This is a genomic window from Streptomyces sp. NPDC028419, from assembly GCF_055565515.1.
In genome coordinates, this window is record NZ_JBVHUE010000056.1 from 23,770 (window position 1) to 39,188 (window position 15,419).

Annotated in this window: 15 protein-coding genes; 12 read left to right on the top strand and 3 right to left on the bottom strand. The window is 74.1% G+C overall.

What is annotated here, in order from left to right; genetic code table 11:
* Positions 1-537 precede the first annotated feature (537 nt).
* From ACZ4UB_RS37575 to ACZ4UB_RS37625, 11 genes are all read left to right on the top strand, one after another.
* Positions 538-2,502 carry a tetratricopeptide repeat protein gene (locus ACZ4UB_RS37575; protein ID WP_468077473.1) on the top strand — a complete coding sequence of 655 codons (1,965 nt, stop codon included), beginning with the start codon at positions 538-540 and terminating at the stop codon, positions 2,500-2,502.
* A 152-nt stretch (positions 2,503-2,654) separates the two neighbouring features.
* Positions 2,655-3,770 carry an alanine dehydrogenase gene (gene ald / locus ACZ4UB_RS37580; protein WP_354384100.1) on the top strand — a complete coding sequence of 372 codons (1,116 nt, stop codon included), beginning with the start codon at positions 2,655-2,657 and terminating at the stop codon, positions 3,768-3,770.
* Positions 3,771-4,171: 401 nt separating this feature from the next.
* Complete coding sequence (locus ACZ4UB_RS37585; RefSeq protein ID WP_330329685.1) at positions 4,172-5,290, top strand: ParA family protein; 1,119 nt, start codon at positions 4,172-4,174, stop codon at positions 5,288-5,290.
* On the top strand, positions 5,275-5,799 hold the full coding sequence (locus ACZ4UB_RS37590) for a hypothetical protein (RefSeq protein ID WP_468077475.1): 525 nt from the start codon (positions 5,275-5,277) through the stop codon (positions 5,797-5,799). The genes ACZ4UB_RS37585 and ACZ4UB_RS37590 overlap by 16 nt, the downstream gene beginning before the upstream one ends.
* Positions 5,800-5,894: 95 nt before the next feature.
* On the top strand, positions 5,895-7,028 hold the full coding sequence (locus tag ACZ4UB_RS37595) for a segregation and condensation protein A (protein WP_468077477.1): 1,134 nt from the start codon (positions 5,895-5,897) through the stop codon (positions 7,026-7,028).
* On the top strand, positions 7,021-7,650 hold the full coding sequence (gene scpB, locus ACZ4UB_RS37600) for an SMC-Scp complex subunit ScpB (protein ID WP_354384103.1): 630 nt from the start codon (positions 7,021-7,023) through the stop codon (positions 7,648-7,650). Before ACZ4UB_RS37595 ends, scpB begins: the two co-directional genes overlap by 8 nt.
* Positions 7,650-9,146: a pseudouridine synthase gene (locus tag ACZ4UB_RS37605; protein WP_468077480.1), complete on the top strand. Its 1,497-nt coding sequence runs from the start codon at positions 7,650-7,652 to the stop codon at positions 9,144-9,146. Before scpB ends, ACZ4UB_RS37605 begins: the two co-directional genes overlap by 1 nt.
* A gap of 139 nt (positions 9,147-9,285) precedes the next feature.
* Positions 9,286-9,888, top strand: a complete 603-nt coding sequence (gene pnuC, locus ACZ4UB_RS37610; RefSeq protein WP_468077482.1) for a nicotinamide riboside transporter PnuC — start codon at positions 9,286-9,288, stop codon at positions 9,886-9,888.
* Positions 9,885-10,997 carry an AAA family ATPase gene (locus ACZ4UB_RS37615; protein ID WP_468077484.1) on the top strand — a complete coding sequence of 371 codons (1,113 nt, stop codon included), beginning with the start codon at positions 9,885-9,887 and terminating at the stop codon, positions 10,995-10,997. Before pnuC ends, ACZ4UB_RS37615 begins: the two co-directional genes overlap by 4 nt.
* Positions 10,994-11,761: an NUDIX hydrolase gene (locus ACZ4UB_RS37620; protein WP_468077486.1), complete on the top strand. Its 768-nt coding sequence runs from the start codon at positions 10,994-10,996 to the stop codon at positions 11,759-11,761. The genes ACZ4UB_RS37615 and ACZ4UB_RS37620 overlap by 4 nt, the downstream gene beginning before the upstream one ends.
* A complete protein-coding gene (locus ACZ4UB_RS37625; RefSeq protein WP_468077488.1) occupies positions 11,758-12,777 on the top strand; it encodes an ADP-ribosylglycohydrolase family protein in 1,020 nt (339 codons plus the stop codon). Before ACZ4UB_RS37620 ends, ACZ4UB_RS37625 begins: the two co-directional genes overlap by 4 nt.
* Positions 12,778-13,044: 267 nt before the next feature.
* On the opposite strand, the gene ACZ4UB_RS37630 is transcribed toward ACZ4UB_RS37625, so the two are convergent.
* From ACZ4UB_RS37630 to ACZ4UB_RS37640, 3 genes are all read right to left on the bottom strand, one after another.
* Entirely contained in the window at positions 13,045-13,740 is a 696-nt protein-coding gene (locus ACZ4UB_RS37630; protein ID WP_468077490.1) for a nucleotidyltransferase domain-containing protein, read from the bottom strand.
* A 49-nt stretch (positions 13,741-13,789) separates the two neighbouring features.
* Positions 13,790-14,275: a Rieske (2Fe-2S) protein gene (locus ACZ4UB_RS37635; RefSeq protein ID WP_354384110.1), complete on the bottom strand. Its 486-nt coding sequence runs from the start codon at positions 14,273-14,275 to the stop codon at positions 13,790-13,792.
* Positions 14,276-14,383: 108 nt separating this feature from the next.
* Entirely contained in the window at positions 14,384-14,725 is a 342-nt protein-coding gene (locus ACZ4UB_RS37640) for a DUF952 domain-containing protein (RefSeq protein ID WP_354384111.1), read from the bottom strand.
* 100 nt (positions 14,726-14,825) lie between these two features.
* On the opposite strand from ACZ4UB_RS37640, the gene ACZ4UB_RS37645 reads away from it, so the two are divergent.
* Complete coding sequence (locus ACZ4UB_RS37645) at positions 14,826-15,308, top strand: YidB family protein (protein WP_468077499.1); 483 nt, start codon at positions 14,826-14,828, stop codon at positions 15,306-15,308.
* Positions 15,309-15,419: the final 111 nt, after the last annotated feature.

A 15,419-nucleotide genomic window follows, 5' to 3' on the forward strand; every position in this document is an offset into this window, starting at 1 on the left:
GTGCCTCTGCCCGTGGCCGGCCGCAGTGGCCCCTCCCTGCCTCCGGCGGCGCCTCAATCGCCGGCGGGGCTGGATGCGGCCGGGTGCGGGCGGCTGCGTGCCCCGTGCCTCCGGCGGCGCCTCAAACGCCGGCGGGGCTTGGTGGGGGCCGGGTGCGGTGGGTCGTCCCTGCCTCCGGCGGCGCCGCAATCGCCGGCGGGGCTGGGTGTGGCCGGGTGCGGGCGGCCGCGTGCCTCGTGCCTCCGGCGGCGCCTCAATCGCCGGCGGGGCTTGGTGGGGCTGGCTGTGGTGGGTCGTTTCTGCCTCCGGTGGCGGCTCGAACGCCGGCGGGGTTGAGAAGGTCCGCGGCCAGCTGACTCCAGCCTCGCCGGCGTTTGAGGCGCCGCCGGAGGCATGAGGGGCCATCGGGCCTCCGGGGAGGGATGGTGTGACCATCCGCTGATCCGATCGGGCGATTTGTCCGCCGCGCTCCACCCGGTTCGTCGCTCTGTGTGAACTACTCTCGGGATCCCCGAGGGCAGGGAGAGGAGCGGATCCGTGACGGATTTCGTCGGGCGGAGGCGCGAGCTCAAGGAGCTGCGCGAAGACATCGCCAGGACCGGGCTCGACACCCTCTCCGGCCGCAAGGCCAAGGCGCCGCGGGCGCGGGTGCTGCTCGTGGCGGGGCGCCCCGGAAGCGGGCGCAGCGCCCTCGCCGAGGCGTTCGTGGGCGAGGTGGCCGACGAGTACCCCGACGGGGTGCTCCGGACCCGGCTCACCGCCCCCGGCGGCGCGCCCGTCGCCACGGAACGGGTCGTCAGGGGCCTGCTGGAGGCGCTCGGCCGGCCCACCCCGCCCGGCGCCGCCGAGGACGAGCTGAGCTCCGCGCTGCGCGAGGCGCTCGCCGACCGGCGGGCGATCCTCCTGGTCGACGACGCCGCCGACCCGCACCAGGTGGACGCGCTGCTGCCGGACACCCCCGAGTGCCTGGTCGTGGTGACCGCCGAGGGCCCCCTCACCGGGATCCCGGACGTCCGCCCCTGCACCCTGGGCGGCCTCGACACCCCCTCCGCCGTGGAACTGCTCGCCCAGCGCATGGGCGCCACCCGCGTCACCGCCGACCCACGCGCCGCCGAGGCGCTCGCCGAGGCCTGCGGGGGCCAGCCGGCCGCGCTCGCCCTGGCCGGGGGCTACCTGGCGGCCCACCCCAAGGCCGCCGTCGCCGACGTGGCCAAGCAGCTCCACGACATGCCCGCCGGCACAGCGGGCCCGCTGGCCCGCGCCTTCCGGCTGGTCTACGAATCCCTTCCGCAGCCCGCCCAGCGCAGCCTGCGGCTGCTGCCGCTCGCCCCGGCCGGGGTGGTCGACTCGCACATCGCCTCGGCCCTCGCCGGCTGCTCCGTCGCGGCGGCCCAGTCCACGCTGGAGGACTTCGCCGGGCTGGCGCTGCTGCGCCCCGAGGCCGACGGCCAGTACCTGCTGCCCGGCTGCCTCGCCCCGCTGCTCCAGGCGCTCCTGGAGGCCAAGGAACGCACGGCCGAGGTCCAGCTGGCCCGGGCCCGGATGCTGGAGCGCACCGTCCGGCTGCTGCACTCCTGCCGGGCCATGGCCGAGGAGGACGAGGACGCCGTACGGGAGATGCTCGACGGGCTGCCGCGCACCCTGCGCTTCCCGGACCGCAGGGCCGCCGCCCGCTGGCTGGACGGCCGGCTGCCCGCGCTGACCGCGGCCGCCGCGCTGGCCGTCGCGGACGGCGAGCTGGACACCCTGGCCCGGCGCCTGGTCGCGGCCCTCGTACGGGCGCTGGCCGAGCACCGCGGCACCGCGGAGGCGGCGCCCGAGCTCTACGGGCTGCACCGCCTCGTGCTGGACGTCGCCGAGCGCCGCGGGCTGCACCGCGAGCAGGCCGCGGCCCTGCTGAACCTGGCCGACCTGGATGCCGAGACCGGACGTACGCACGAGGCCCTGGAGCGCTACCGGGCCGCGCTGGACGCGGGACGGGCGGCGAACGACCCCTACGCGACCGGCCGCGCGATGGAATCCGTAGGCGGCGCCTACCAGGAGCTGGGGGACTGGCACCGGGCCGCGGACTGGTTCGGTCGAGCGCTGTCCCAGGCCCTCGCGAGGGGGGAGCGAGCGGACGAGGCGAGGCTGTACGGGCGGCTCGGCAACGTGCACACCTACGCGGGTCGCTACGGGGACGCGCTGCGCAGTTGGCGCGCGGCCTCGGCGGGCTACCGCAAGCTGGCCGATGTCCCGGGCCAGGCAAAGGCGTTGAGCGAAATGGCACGGGTGCGCGAGTACGCCGGGCGGCCGGAGGAATCGCTGCACACCTGCCGCGAGGCGGTCGAGCTGGCGCGCAAGGCCGGTGATCTGCGGTTGCAGGCCGCGCTCCAGGTCCGGCTCGCCGACACGCTCGACCGCCTCGGCGACCCCGCGGCCGCCAGACTGCACCGGGCCACGGCCGACAGATTGCTGGGAGATGACCCCGCAGCCTGCGAAATCCGTAGTGGTTCCGACTAAGATTATTCGTTTGCAAGGCTAGACAGCGACTCATCCTTCATTAGACTGGGTTCACCGCGGCATCCCGTGGTGCATCCCGTTGCGCGTTCTTGTGGGCGGGTATGTATGGAAGTACCCCGTAATTTCCCCTGAGCCAAGGACCGTGATCGACGATGAAGGTCGGCATCCCCCGCGAGGTCAAGAACAACGAGTTCCGGGTCGCCATCACGCCCGCCGGCGTGCATGAGCTGGTCCGGGGCGGCCACCAGGTCTTCGTCGAGCAGAACGCCGGTGTCGGCTCCTCGATCACGGACGCCGAGTACGTCTCGGCCGGCGCCGAGATCCTCGGTACCGCCGACGAGGTCTGGGCCACGGCCGACCTGCTGCTGAAGGTCAAGGAGCCCATCGCGGAGGAGTACCACCGCCTCCGCAAGGACCAGACCCTCTTCACCTACCTGCACCTCGCGGCCTCCCGCGAGTGCACGGACGCGCTGCTGGAGTCCGGCACCACCGCCATCGCGTACGAGACGGTCGAGCTGGCCAACCGCGCCCTCCCGCTGCTCGCCCCGATGTCCGAGGTCGCGGGCCGCCTCGCCCCGCAGGTCGGCGCCTACCACCTGATGCGCTCGGTCGGTGGCCGCGGCATCCTCCCCGGCGGCGTCCCCGGCACCCAGGCCGCGAAGGCCGTCGTCATCGGCGGCGGCGTCTCCGGCTGGAACGCCGCGCAGATCGCCATCGGCATGGGCTTCCACGTGACCCTGCTCGACCGCGACATCAACAAGCTGCGCGAGGCCGACAAGATCTTCGGCACGAAGATCCAGACGATCGTCTCCAACGCCTTCGAGCTGGAGAAGGCGGTCCTGGAGGCCGACCTCGTCATCGGTGCGGTGCTCATCCCGGGTGCGAAGGCCCCGAAGCTGGTCACCAACGAGCTGGTCTCCCGGATGAAGCCCGGAAGTGTCCTTGTCGACATTGCGATCGACCAGGGCGGCTGCTTCGAGGACTCCCGTCCGACCACCCACGCCGAGCCGACCTTCGAGGTCCACAACTCGGTCTTCTACTGCGTCGCCAACATGCCGGGCGCGGTGCCGAACACCTCCACCTACGCCCTCACCAACGCCACGCTGCCCTACATCGTGTCGCTGGCGAACAACGGCTGGGTCGAGGCGCTGCGTCGCGACGCCGCGCTCGCGCTGGGTCTCAACACCCATGACGGACAGGTCGTTTACGGCCCGGTCGCCGAGGCCCACGGCCTGCCGACCCTGGAGCTGAGCTCGCTCCTCGGCTGATCCGACACGCGCGGTCGACATCGGTCGACGGCTTCCCGTCAACGACTGACGTCAATCTCACGTATCCGGCCGGACCTTGTCAGCAAGGTCCGGCCGGAGGTGTTTCGAGGCCCGCGGCGACCCCGCTCAACTCGCCTCGAACGTAACCCTTTAACCGATTCGCGCACCCGTGAAACTTCGCAGTGACAGCTCGCACGCCCTTGACAGAGTGGTGTTCGGTTGCCGACACAACGCGGCGGGTCCGGCGGATTGTGTTGCTGCGGAGCGGTGACACGCCATAGAGTCGCCAACCGTCGGCATGGTGCCACGCTGACCTATCGATAAGTGTCCTGGTCACGTCCAAGGAGGTAAGACGACTTGTGAATGAGTCGACATTTGCTCCTGGAGGTGGCCAAGCAGGGATGCCTGCGCGGGGCCAGGGTCCTGTGGGACTCGAGGCTGTCGGCTCCGTCGCGGTACGCACCTTCGCAAACCACCAGCACCTGACGACGCCCCAAAAGAGCATGGACGGCCTAGACGTGAACTCCAGGGCCGGCGACCTGAGCGGCGAAAAGCCCACTGGTTTCGCCGACTATGACGTGGTGCCCGAAGGGCACTTCTACGACCCCGACGCCGAGTACGAGCCCGACCCCGAGTACGCGGCCACCCTCGCGCCCGACGCTGCCCGCCAGCGCCGGGAGCGGATCGGCCCGACCGGACGGCCGCTGCCGTACTTCCCGATCCCGGGTCCGCTGACCGACCACGGTCCGGCGAAGATCATCGCGATGTGCAACCAGAAGGGCGGCGTGGGCAAGACCACGTCGACCATCAACCTGGGTGCCGCCCTCGCCGAGTACGGGCGCCGCGTGCTGCTCGTCGACTTCGACCCGCAGGGCGCGCTGTCCGTGGGCCTCGGCGTGAATCCGATGGAACTCGACCTGACGGTCTACAACCTGCTCATGGAGCGGGGGATGTCGGCCGACGAGGTGCTGCTGAAGACGGCGGTCCCGAACATGGACCTGCTGCCCAGCAACATCGACCTCTCCGCGGCCGAAGTGCAGTTGGTCAGCGAGGTCGCGCGCGAGTCGACGCTCCAGCGGGCGCTGAAGCCGCTGATGGCCGACTACGACTACATCGTGATCGACTGTCAGCCCTCGCTCGGTCTGCTGACCGTGAACGCCCTGACGGCGGCTCACAAGGTCATCGTCCCGCTGGAGTGCGAGTTCTTCGCGCTGCGCGGCGTGGCGCTGCTGACCGAGACCATCGAGAAGGTGCAGGAGCGGCTCAACCCCGAGTTGGAGCTCGACGGCATCCTCGCCACGATGTACGACTCCCGTACGGTGCACAGCCGCGAGGTGCTGGCGCGGGTCGTCGAGGCCTTCGACGACCACGTCTACCACACCGTCATCGGCCGTACGGTGCGCTTCCCGGAGACCACGGTCGCCGGTGAGCCGATCACCACGTACGCGTCCAACTCCGTCGGCGCCGCCGCCTACCGCCAGTTGGCCAGGGAGGTGCTCGCCCGGTGTCCCGCCGAGTGAGTCTGCCCGGAGCCGACGAACTGTTCCGCACGACCGGGGGGACCGCCCTCCAGTCGTCCTCGCCGCGACGCGCGGCCGAGGACGCGGCCACGGCCGCGGGCGGTGCGTCGGTCCGGACGGAGCACACCGCCACCGCGGAGGACGCGGGGGCGGAGGGGCGCAGCCGGGAGGCGGAGTCCGCCGCGGGCGCCGTGGGCCAGCAGCGCAGGCCGCAGGAAGGTTCTGTCAGCTCCGTCGGCGGGGCCGGCGGCGGCGAGCAGCGGCGCGGCAAGGGCCGCGGGGCGAACCGGCGGCCCAGCGGGCGCGAGCGGCACGACGAGAAGATCACGGTCTACGTCTCCGCCGAAGAGCTGATGGACCTGGAGCACGCGCGGCTGGTGCTGCGCGGCGAGCACGGGCTCGCGGTGGACCGCGGGCGGATCGTGCGCGAGGCCGTCGCGGTCGTCCTGGCCGATCTGGAGTCCCGCGGGGACGCGAGCATCCTGGTCCGCCGCCTGCGCGGGCGCTGACCCGCCGCTCGTACGCCGCGTCCCGCCCCGCCGGGGCGGAGGCGGCAGCATGGGGGCCGTAACGACCGTTCCGCCCCCGCACTCCCTGGACCGCGATGCCTCCCTCGACCGCCGACCCCGGCCGTCCCGCCCGCCGCAGCCTGGGCCGTGGCCCCGGCCGGGCCGCTCCCGAACCGCCGGAGGGCGCCGTGGAGCCCGCGCGGCCCTCGCCGGCCGTGGCGGGCCCAGAGGTCGTGCGAGGGCCTCAGGGGCCCGCTGAGGGCCTTCGTGACGGGTCCGGGGCGCGGGACGCGCGCGCCGCGGAGCCCGACGGGCCGCGGGAGGAGCCCGGGGAGCCGACGGGAGCGCCCGACGCCGCGCCCGGGGATCCCGGTGCGCAGGATCCGGGGGCGCAGGATCCGGGGGTCGTGGCGGGCGACGGCCGCTTCAGGCTGCGGCTGGCGAACTTCGAGGGTCCCTTCGACCTGCTGCTCCAGCTGATCTCGCGGCAGAAGCTCGACGTCACGGAGGTCGCCCTCTCCCGGGTCACCGACGAGTTCATGGCGCACATCCGGGCCATGGGGCCCGACTGGGACCTCGACCAGACCACCGAGTTCCTCGTCGTCGCCGCCACCCTCCTCGACCTCAAGGCCGCCCGGCTGCTGCCGGTCGCCGAAGTGGAGGACGAGGCGGACCTGGCGCTGCTGGAGGCGCGGGACCTGCTCTTCGCCCGACTGCTCCAGTACCGCGCGTACAAACGCATCGCCACGATCTTCGAGCAGCGTGCCGAGGACGAGGGCCGGCGCCACCCCCGCACCGTCGGGCTGGAGCCGCACCACGCCGCACTGCTGCCGGAGGTGGTCCTCGGCATCGGCCCCGAGGGCTTCGCGCGGCTCGCGGTCAAGGCCATGCAGCCCCGGGCCCGGCCCGAGGTGTACGTCGACCACATCCACGCACCGCTCGTCAGCGTCCGGGAGCAGGCGGAGGTCGTCGTGCGGATCCTGCGGGCCCGCGGCGAGGCCACCTTCGAGGAGCTGACCGAGGACACGGGGGACACCCTCACGGTGGTGGCGCGCTTCCTGGCGCTGCTGGAGCTGTACCGGGAGAAGGTGGTCGTCCTGGAGCAGGAGGAGGCCCTGCGGACGCTCACCGTCCGCTGGACCGGCGCGGCGGGCGCGGACGGCGTCCCGGCGCCGTTGACCGTGAGTGACGAGTTCGACCGGACCGGGGAAGGCGCGCGGGATGAGTGACGTGGGAGAGCTGGCGCTGGGGCCGGCGCTGGAGGCCGTACTGATGGTGGTCGACGAGCCCGCGACCGAGGCCCACCTGGCCAAGGTGCTGGAGCGCACGCCCCGGGAGGTGGCGCTCGCCCTGCGGGAGCTGGCCGACGAGTACACCCGCCAGGGCCGCGGCTTCGAGCTGCGGCTGATCGCCGGGGGCTGGCGGTTCTACAGCCGACCGCAGTACGCGGCGGCCGTGGAGGGCTTCGTCCTGGACGGCCAGCAGGCCCGGCTCACGCAGGCCGCGCTGGAGACGCTGGCGGTGGTCGCCTACCGTCAGCCGGTGAGCCGCTCGCGGGTCTCGGCGGTGCGCGGAGTCAACTGCGACGGGGTCATGCGGACCCTCCTGCAGCGCGGTCTGGTGGCCGAGGCGGGGACGGAACCCGAAACAGGTGCGATCCTGTACAGGACGACGAACTACTTTCTGGAGCGGATGGGCCTGCGCGGCCTGGACGAGCTCCCGGAGCTCGCGCCCTTCCTCCCCGAGGCGGACGCGATCGAAGCAGAGACGCTGGAGGGTGTGCCGTCGTTCGATCCGGACGAGGCGTACGCCCCGGACGATTCTGAAGACGACAAGACGACGGAACTTTGATGCGAAGCAGCGGCAACGGCAACGGCGGCGGCAACAGGAACAGCGGCGGCGGTGGTGGCGGACGCGGTGGTAACTCCCGCGGCGGCTCCTCCTCCGGCGGCGGCAACTACCGCGGCGGCGGCTCCTCCGGCGGTGGTAACTCCCGCGGCGGCTCCTCCGCCGGCGGCTCCTCCCGCGGTGGCGGCTACCAGGGTGGCGGCTCCGGCGGCTACCAGGGCGGCGGCTCGCGTGGTGGCTCGTCCTCCGGCGGCTCCTCCTCCGGTGGTGGCTACCAGGGTGGCGGCTCCGGCGGCTACCAGGGCGGCGGCTCGCGTGGCGGCTCCTCCTCCGGTGGCGGCTACCAGGGCGGCGGCTCCCGCGGGGGCTACCAGGGTGGCGGTTACCAGGGCGGCTCCGACGCGCGCGACCGCGACCAGGCCCCGGCCCCGCGGATCCGCAACCCCCGCCCCGAGGAGCGCCGCTACGACGTCGGCCCCGAGGGCGAGCGCAACGGTCGCGGCGGTGCCAAGGCGGGCGGCGGCGGTGCCCGCGGCGCGGCCGACGGCAACCGCGGTGGCGGTGCGCGCGGCGCGGCGGCGCGCGGTGGCGCCAAGGGCGGCCCCAAGACCTCCCGGACCCCCGCCATCGGCGGCGCGGGCGGCCCGCGGATCGGCCCCGGCAGCCGCAGCGGCCGGTCCAAGCCGCGCGAGCTGGAGGCGCGGATCGAAGAGCGCGTGCGCGACCGCTACGCGGACAAGCCCGAGATCAAGACCCCGAAGACCTTCCCGGGCGCCGAGGAGGAGGGGGAGCGCCTGCAGAAGGTGCTCGCCCGTGCGGGCATGGGTTCGCGCCGGGCGTGCGAAGAGCTGATCCAGCAGTCGCGCGTCGAGGTCAACGGCGAGATCGTGCTGGAGCAGGGCAAGCGCGTCCAGCCGTCGGACGAGATCAAGGTGGACGGCCTGACCGTCGCCACCCAGTCGTACCTGTTCTTCGCGCTGAACAAGCCCGCGGGCGTCGTCTCCACGATGGAGGACCCGGACGGCCGCCAGTGCCTCGGCGACTACGTCACCAACCGCGAGACGCGGCTGTTCCACGTCGGTCGGCTCGACACGGAGACCGAGGGCATCATCCTGCTCACCAACCACGGTGAGCTGGCCCACCGCCTCACGCACCCGAAGTACGGCGTGAAGAAGACGTACGTCGCCGCCATCACCGGCCCGCTGCCGCGTGACATCGGCAAGCGCCTCAAGGACGGCATCGAGCTGGAGGACGGCTACGCCCGCGCCGACCACTTCCGCGTCGTCGACCAGCTCGGCAAGAACTACCTGGTCGAGGTGACCCTCCACGAGGGCCGCAAGCACATCGTCCGCCGCATGCTGGCCGAGGCCGGCTTCCCGGTCGAGAAGCTCGTGCGGACCGCCTTCGGCCCGATCGAGCTGGGCGACCAGAAGTCGGGCTGGCTGCGCCGCCTGACCAACACCGAGGTCGGCATGCTCATGCGCGAGGTCGGCCTCTAGCCAGGCCGCGGGTCACCACCCCGCACCACCGCACCACCCAGGAGAGCCCGCGGCGCCACCGGCGCCGCGGGCTTTTCCCTTGCCCGGCGCCCCCGTCCCGCTTTATAGTCAGGGTGACTATTAAAGAAGGGGGGCGGTCATGGGCTGGACCGAGGTACTCGGCTTCGCCACCGGCGCCCTGTGCGTCTGGCTGGTGGCCCGCCAGCACGTCGCCAACTGGCCGATCGGCATCGCCAACAACGTCTTCTTCATCGCGCTCTTCGCCGGGGCCGGCCTCTACGCCGACGCCGGGCTGCAGATCGTCTTCATCGCCCTCGCCGCGTACGGCTGGTGGTCCTGGACCCACGGGGGTGGACCGGGAACGGCCGAGGCCCTGCCGGTGCGCGCCACCACGCGCACCGAATGGACCTGGCTGGCCGCGGCGGGGGCGGTGGGGGTCCTCGCCCTCACCCTGCTCCTCGGGCGGGTCAGCGACTCCACCGTGCCCTTCTGGGACGCGCTCACCACCGGGCTCTCGCTCGCGGCCACCTACGGGCAGTGCCGCAAGCTCGTCGAGTCCTGGTGGCTGTGGATCGCGGCCGACCTCGTGTACATCCCGCTGTACGCCTACAAGGGCCTCTACCTGACCTCCGTGCTCTACGCCGGCTTCCTCGCCCTGTGCCTGATCGGGCTGCGCGCCTGGCGGCGCGAGCTGAACGCCGCGTCCGGCGCCCGTACCGCGGCCCTGGGAGCGGGCGCGTGAGCGCGCACGGGCGGCGCCACGGGCACGGGCTGGTGCTCGGGAAGTTCTACCCGCCGCACGCCGGCCACCACCACCTGGTGCGGACCGCCCAGGACCAGTGCGAGCGGCTGACCGTCCTGGTCTGCGCGGCCTCCGTCGAGTCGGTGCCGCTCGCCGACCGGGTCGCCTGGATGCGCGAGGCGCACCCGGGGGCGCGGGTCGTCGGCGCGGTGGACGACATCCCGGTGGACCTCCTGGACCCGGCGGTCTGGGAGGCCCACATGGCGGTCTTCCGGGGCGCCGTCGGCGAGCCGGTGGACGCCGTCTTCACCTCCGAGGAGTACGGGACCGAGCTGGCCCGGCGCTTCGGCGCCGAGGAGGTCAGCGTCGACCCCGCCCGCTCCCTCTTCCCGGTCTCCGGGACGGCGGTGCGCGCGGACCCCGTGGGCACCTGGGAGTTCCTCGGCCCGGGCGTACGGGCCGCGCTCGCCCGGCGGGTCGTCGTCCTCGGCGCCGAGTCCACCGGCACCACCACCCTGTCCCGAGCGCTGGCCGCGCACTACCGGCGCCGGGGCGGGGTCTGGGCGAAGACCGGCTGGGTCGCCGAGTACGGGCGCCGCTACAGCGAGGAGAAGCTGGCGGCCCTGCGCGCCGCGGACCCGGCGGCGGACTGGGCCGATGTCGCCTTCGCCTCCGCCGAGTTCCCGGTGATCGCGCGCCGTCAGGACGCGGACGAGGACGCGGCGGCCCGGCTCGGCTCCCCGGTGCTCTTCTGCGACACCGACTCCTTCGCCACCGGCATCTGGCACGAGCGCTACCTCGGCGCCCGCAGCGCGGAGGTGGAGGAGATCGCCCGCTCCGGGCCCCGACGGGACCTGTACCTGCTCACCGACCACGAGGGCGTTCCCTTCGAGGACGACGGGCTGCGCGACGGGCCGCAGCTGCGCCCCTGGATGACCGGCCGGTTCCACGAGGAACTCACCCGCACCGGCCGGCGCTTCCTCGTCATCGGCGGGGACCGCGAGGAGCGGCTGGAGACGGCCGTCGCGGCGGTCGACGGGCTGCTCGCGGAGGGCTGGTACTTCGCCGACCCGCTCCCCGAGGACGTACGGCCCCTGGAGCACCGGTGAGCGCCCCGCCCCGCGCCGCGCGCCCCGCCGGGTACGACCCGGCCGCCTTCGAGCCGTTCGCCGTCGCCGTCGACCTCGCCGTCTTCACCGTGCGGGAGGCACGGCTGCACGTCCTGCTGATCCGGCGCGGCCAGGAACCGTACGCCGGGGCCTGGGCGCTGCCCGGCGGCTTCGTGCTGCCCCGGGAGTCGGCCGAGGCCGCCGCCCGCCGCGAGCTCGCCGAGGAGACCGGGCTGCCCGGTGCGGTGGTCGCCGACCTTCACCTGGAACAGCTGCGGACCTACAGCGAACCCGACCGGGACCCCCGGATGCGGGTCGTCTCGGTCGCCTTCACCGCGCTGGTCCCCGACCTGCCCGAACCGGCCGCGGCGGGCGGCGGCGACGCCGAGCACGCGCGCTGGACGCCGCTCGGGGAGGCCCGCGGCCCGGCCGCCGAACTGGCCTTCGACCACGCGGTGATCCTGGCCGACGCGCGCGAGCGGATCGGCGCGAAGCTGGAGTACACCTGCCTGGCCACCGCCTTCTGCCCGCCCGAGTTCACGCTCGGGGAGCTCCAGGGCGTCTACGAGACCGTCTGGGACACGGCCCTGGACCGGCCCAACTTCCGCCGCAAGGTGCTCGCCACCCCCGGCTTCGTCGACGCCGTGCCGGGCGCCGCCCGGCTGACCGGCGGCCGCGGCAAACCGGCCGCGCTCTACCGGGCCGGGCCGGCGACCGCCCTCCACCCGCCCCTGCTCCGCCCCTCGGAAGGACCCACACGATGACCACGACCACCAAACGGGCGGCGACGGGGGCGATGACCGGGCTGGCCCTGGGCGACGCCCTCGGCTTCCCGACCGAGTTCAACGACGTCCCCTCGATCCTCGCCAAGACGGGCCCCTGGCGGCAGATGGCACTGCCGCGGCCGGCGATCGTCACCGACGACACCCAGATGACCCTGGCCCTCGCCCGCGGGATGCGGACGGCCGCCGAGCGGGGTCCGCTCGCCCCGCTGCGGCTCGCCCGGCCGGTCCGCGAGGAGTTCGTCGAGTGGTACCGCTCGCCCGAGAACAACCGCGCCCCGGGCCGCACCTGCATGGTCGCCTGCTCCCTGTTGGCGCAGCCGGACCGCGACTGGCGCGACGCCAGCCAGGTCGGCTCGAAGGGCTGCGGGGCGAACATGCGGGTGGTCCCGGTGGGGCTCGTACCGGGCTGGACCGAGGAGGAGCGGGCCGGCGCGGCCCAGCTCCAGTCGGCCCTCACCCACGGGCACCCGACCGCACTCGCGGCCTCCGACCTCACCGCGCACGCCGTGTACCTGCTGGCCCAGGGCGCCGAGGTGACGGGGCTGGTCGGGCTGCTGCGCTCGTACGCCCTCGACAACCGCACCCGCTACCACGAGCGGTGGCTCGGCGACCTGTGGCAGCGCACCACGGCCGATGTCTCGCCCGAGTCGTACATGGCCCGCGGCTGGGACGACTGCCTGGCCGTCTTGGACCGGCTGTCGGCCGCCCTGCGCGAACCCTCCCCGGAGACGGACCCCTGCCTGACCACCGGTGACGGCTGGATCGCGGAGGAGGCCCTGGCCACGGCCCTGCACTGCTTCCTGCTCTTCCCCGAGGAGCCGCTGACCGCGCTGCGACGGGCCGCCTGTACGGCGGGCGACTCGGATTCGATCGCCTGCCTCACGGGTGCCTTCGCGGGCGCCCACCTCGGTGCGGACGTCTGGCCCCGCGACTGGGAGGGCCGCATCGAGTACCGCGACGAACTCCTGGCCTTCGGTGCCCTCTGGGACGTGTGAGTCGCGCTGTTCACATGGGGCGTCGGCGCCCCCGGCCCCGCCGGGCGTCGTGCCTCCGGCGGCGCCTCAATCGCCGGCGGGGCTGGAGGTGGTGGGGGTGGCTGCCCCCGGCCCTGCCGGGTGTTGTGCCTCCGGCGGCGCCTCAATCGCCGGCGGGGCTGGGGGTGGCGGGGTTGGCTGCTCCTGGCCCTGCCGGGTGTCGTGCCTCCGGCGGCGCCTCAATCGCCGGCGGGGCTGGGGGTGGCGGGGGCGAGGCGGCTCCCGGGGTCAGGTGGCTGAGGTGTGGCGGGTGCGGGTGAGGAAGTCCTCGACGCGGGGGAGGTCCGGGTCGGCGGGGAGGGGGGAGGTGGCGAGGGCGGCCTCGCACTGCGCCTCCAGGCTCGCCATCAGGGCCTCCACCTCGGGCCACGGGACCTCGCCGCGCTTGACGGCGAGCAGGCCCTCGCGCCGCTCGCCGACGTCGATCGACAGCTCGCCGGTGCGCAGCAGGTCCCGGCAGGACTCCAGCAGGCGCAGCAGGTGCATCGCGTGCTTCCAGCGCGGGGCGCCGTGCACCCGGACGTCCGTCCGCAGCTTGGCGCGCTGCGCGGTCGCGTAGCGGGTGAAGGTGGTGTGCGCGCGCCGGGACAGGAACGCCCCGCGGAGCGAGAGGAGTTCCTCGCCCACCGGGGTCAACCGTTCCACCAGCGGGGAGTGCAGGCACTCCAGGATGTTGGGGTTGGCGCGCAGGGCCAGCTCGCAGAAGCGCTCCAGCTCCCAGGAGAACTCCTCCTCCCGGGGCCCCTCCACATGCGTCGGCGGCTTCTCGAACCGCCAGTACAGCGGGGTCGGGGCGAGGTAGACACCGCGCCGGTCGGTGTCGCTCGCGCCCGTCGCCAGACCGAACGCCCGCGACCCCATCACGCACGCGTAGACCGTGTGCTCGCGCACCAGCGTCAGCGCCCGCTCGTCGTCCTTCTCCATCGCCGCAGCGTAGGCGGGTGGCGGCCCGCCCCGCGAAGGGATATCGCCGTCAGGCGAGGGAGATCTCGCCCGCCGCGGACACCACGATCTTCTTCTCCGCCAGCGGCCGGGTCGCCGGACCGTGGGCCACGGACCCGTCCGCGACCTGGAACTTGCTGCCGTGGCACGGGCAGTCGATGGTGCCGTTCTCCACCTTGTTCACGACGCAGCCCTGGTGGGTGCAGACGGCCGTGAAGCAGCGGTAGGAGCCGGCCGTGGGCTGGGTGACCACGAGCTTCTCGTCCTTGAGGACCGTGCCCCCGCCCACCGGTACCGCCGAGGCCTTCAGCAGGGCCTTGCCGGTCGCCCCGCCCTCGGCCGAGGACGACGCGGGGGCCGGGGGCGCCGCCGAGGCGTCCGGCTGGCTCGGGGCGGCGGAGGGCCCGCCCGCCGGCTTCTCGTCACCGCCGCCGCACGCCGTGAGCGCGCCGCCCGCCAGGGCCACCGCCCCTGCCGCCAGTACCGTGCGCCGGGCGGTGCGCGTGGGCTCGCTCATGACATCTCCTTGCTGGGGTGGTCGGTGGGGCAGCAGCATCCTGGCGCGTCGCGGGCTCCGTGAGAAGCCTGCCGCGCCGCCCTCCGCCGCTCCGCCGACCCGCTCCGGTCAGTGGTCGGGCGCCGGCGGAGCCAGTTCCGCCGGGCGACCCGGTGTCCGTACGACCTCCCACACGCGGATCACCGCGTCCCGGTTCAACGGGCCGTGGACGTGCGGGTAACGGCCGCCGGATTCACCCTCCCGGCGGACCGGCGAGGTCAGGGCCGCCTCGTCGAGTTCGAGCGCGAGCAGCGGCCCGGGCACGGCGGCGTAGTGCGCGTCCGCGATGGCGAGCGCGGTGGCGGCGTCACCCGAACAGTGGACGAAGCCCTCCGAGTCGAGCGAGGGCGGGGCGTACGGGCGCTCCGGCGCGGCGGACCAGTCGGCGAGGGCGACGATGTGGAAGATCATGCCGCCCGTTCTACCGCAGGACGCGGGGCCGGACGCCGCCCAGTGGCGGCCCCGTCCGGTTCGGGTGACATTGGCCGTGTCTCGACGCCGGGCGGGCCCAGTGCCGTGCGCCCCGGCTCCCTCTTCGAAAGGCATGACGATGGCGGGTAACGACCTCGGCGGTCTCCTCGGCGGTCTCCTCGGCGGCGGCGGGAGCGGCGGCCAGGGCGGCGGCGCGGGCAACATCCTCGGCGCCCTGCTCAGCGCGCTCGGCGGAGCCGGCGGCGGTGGCGGCGCCCAGGCGGCCGGCGGCGGCAACAACCCGCTCGGCGGGCTGCTGGACATGCTGACCAAGTCCGGCCTCGTCGACCAGGCCCAGTCGTGGGTCGGTACGGGCGACAACCAGCCGGTCAGCGGTGCCCAGATCGCCGAGGCCCTGCCGGACGAGGCCCTACAGCAGGCCGCCCAGCAGGCCGGCGTCAGCCCGCAGGAGGCGGCCGACCAGATCGCCCAGGCGCTGCCCCAGGCGGTCGACAAGCTGAGCCCCGGGGGCAGCCTGCCCACCGGCTCCCTGGAGGACATCATCAAGCAGCAGAACCTCTGAGCCACCGGCCGCCGCGGACCGGGGGGGGGGGGGGGGGGGGGGGGGGGGGGGGGGGGGGGGGGGGGGGGGGGGGGGGGGGGGGGGGGGGGGGGGGGGGGGGGGGGGGGGGGG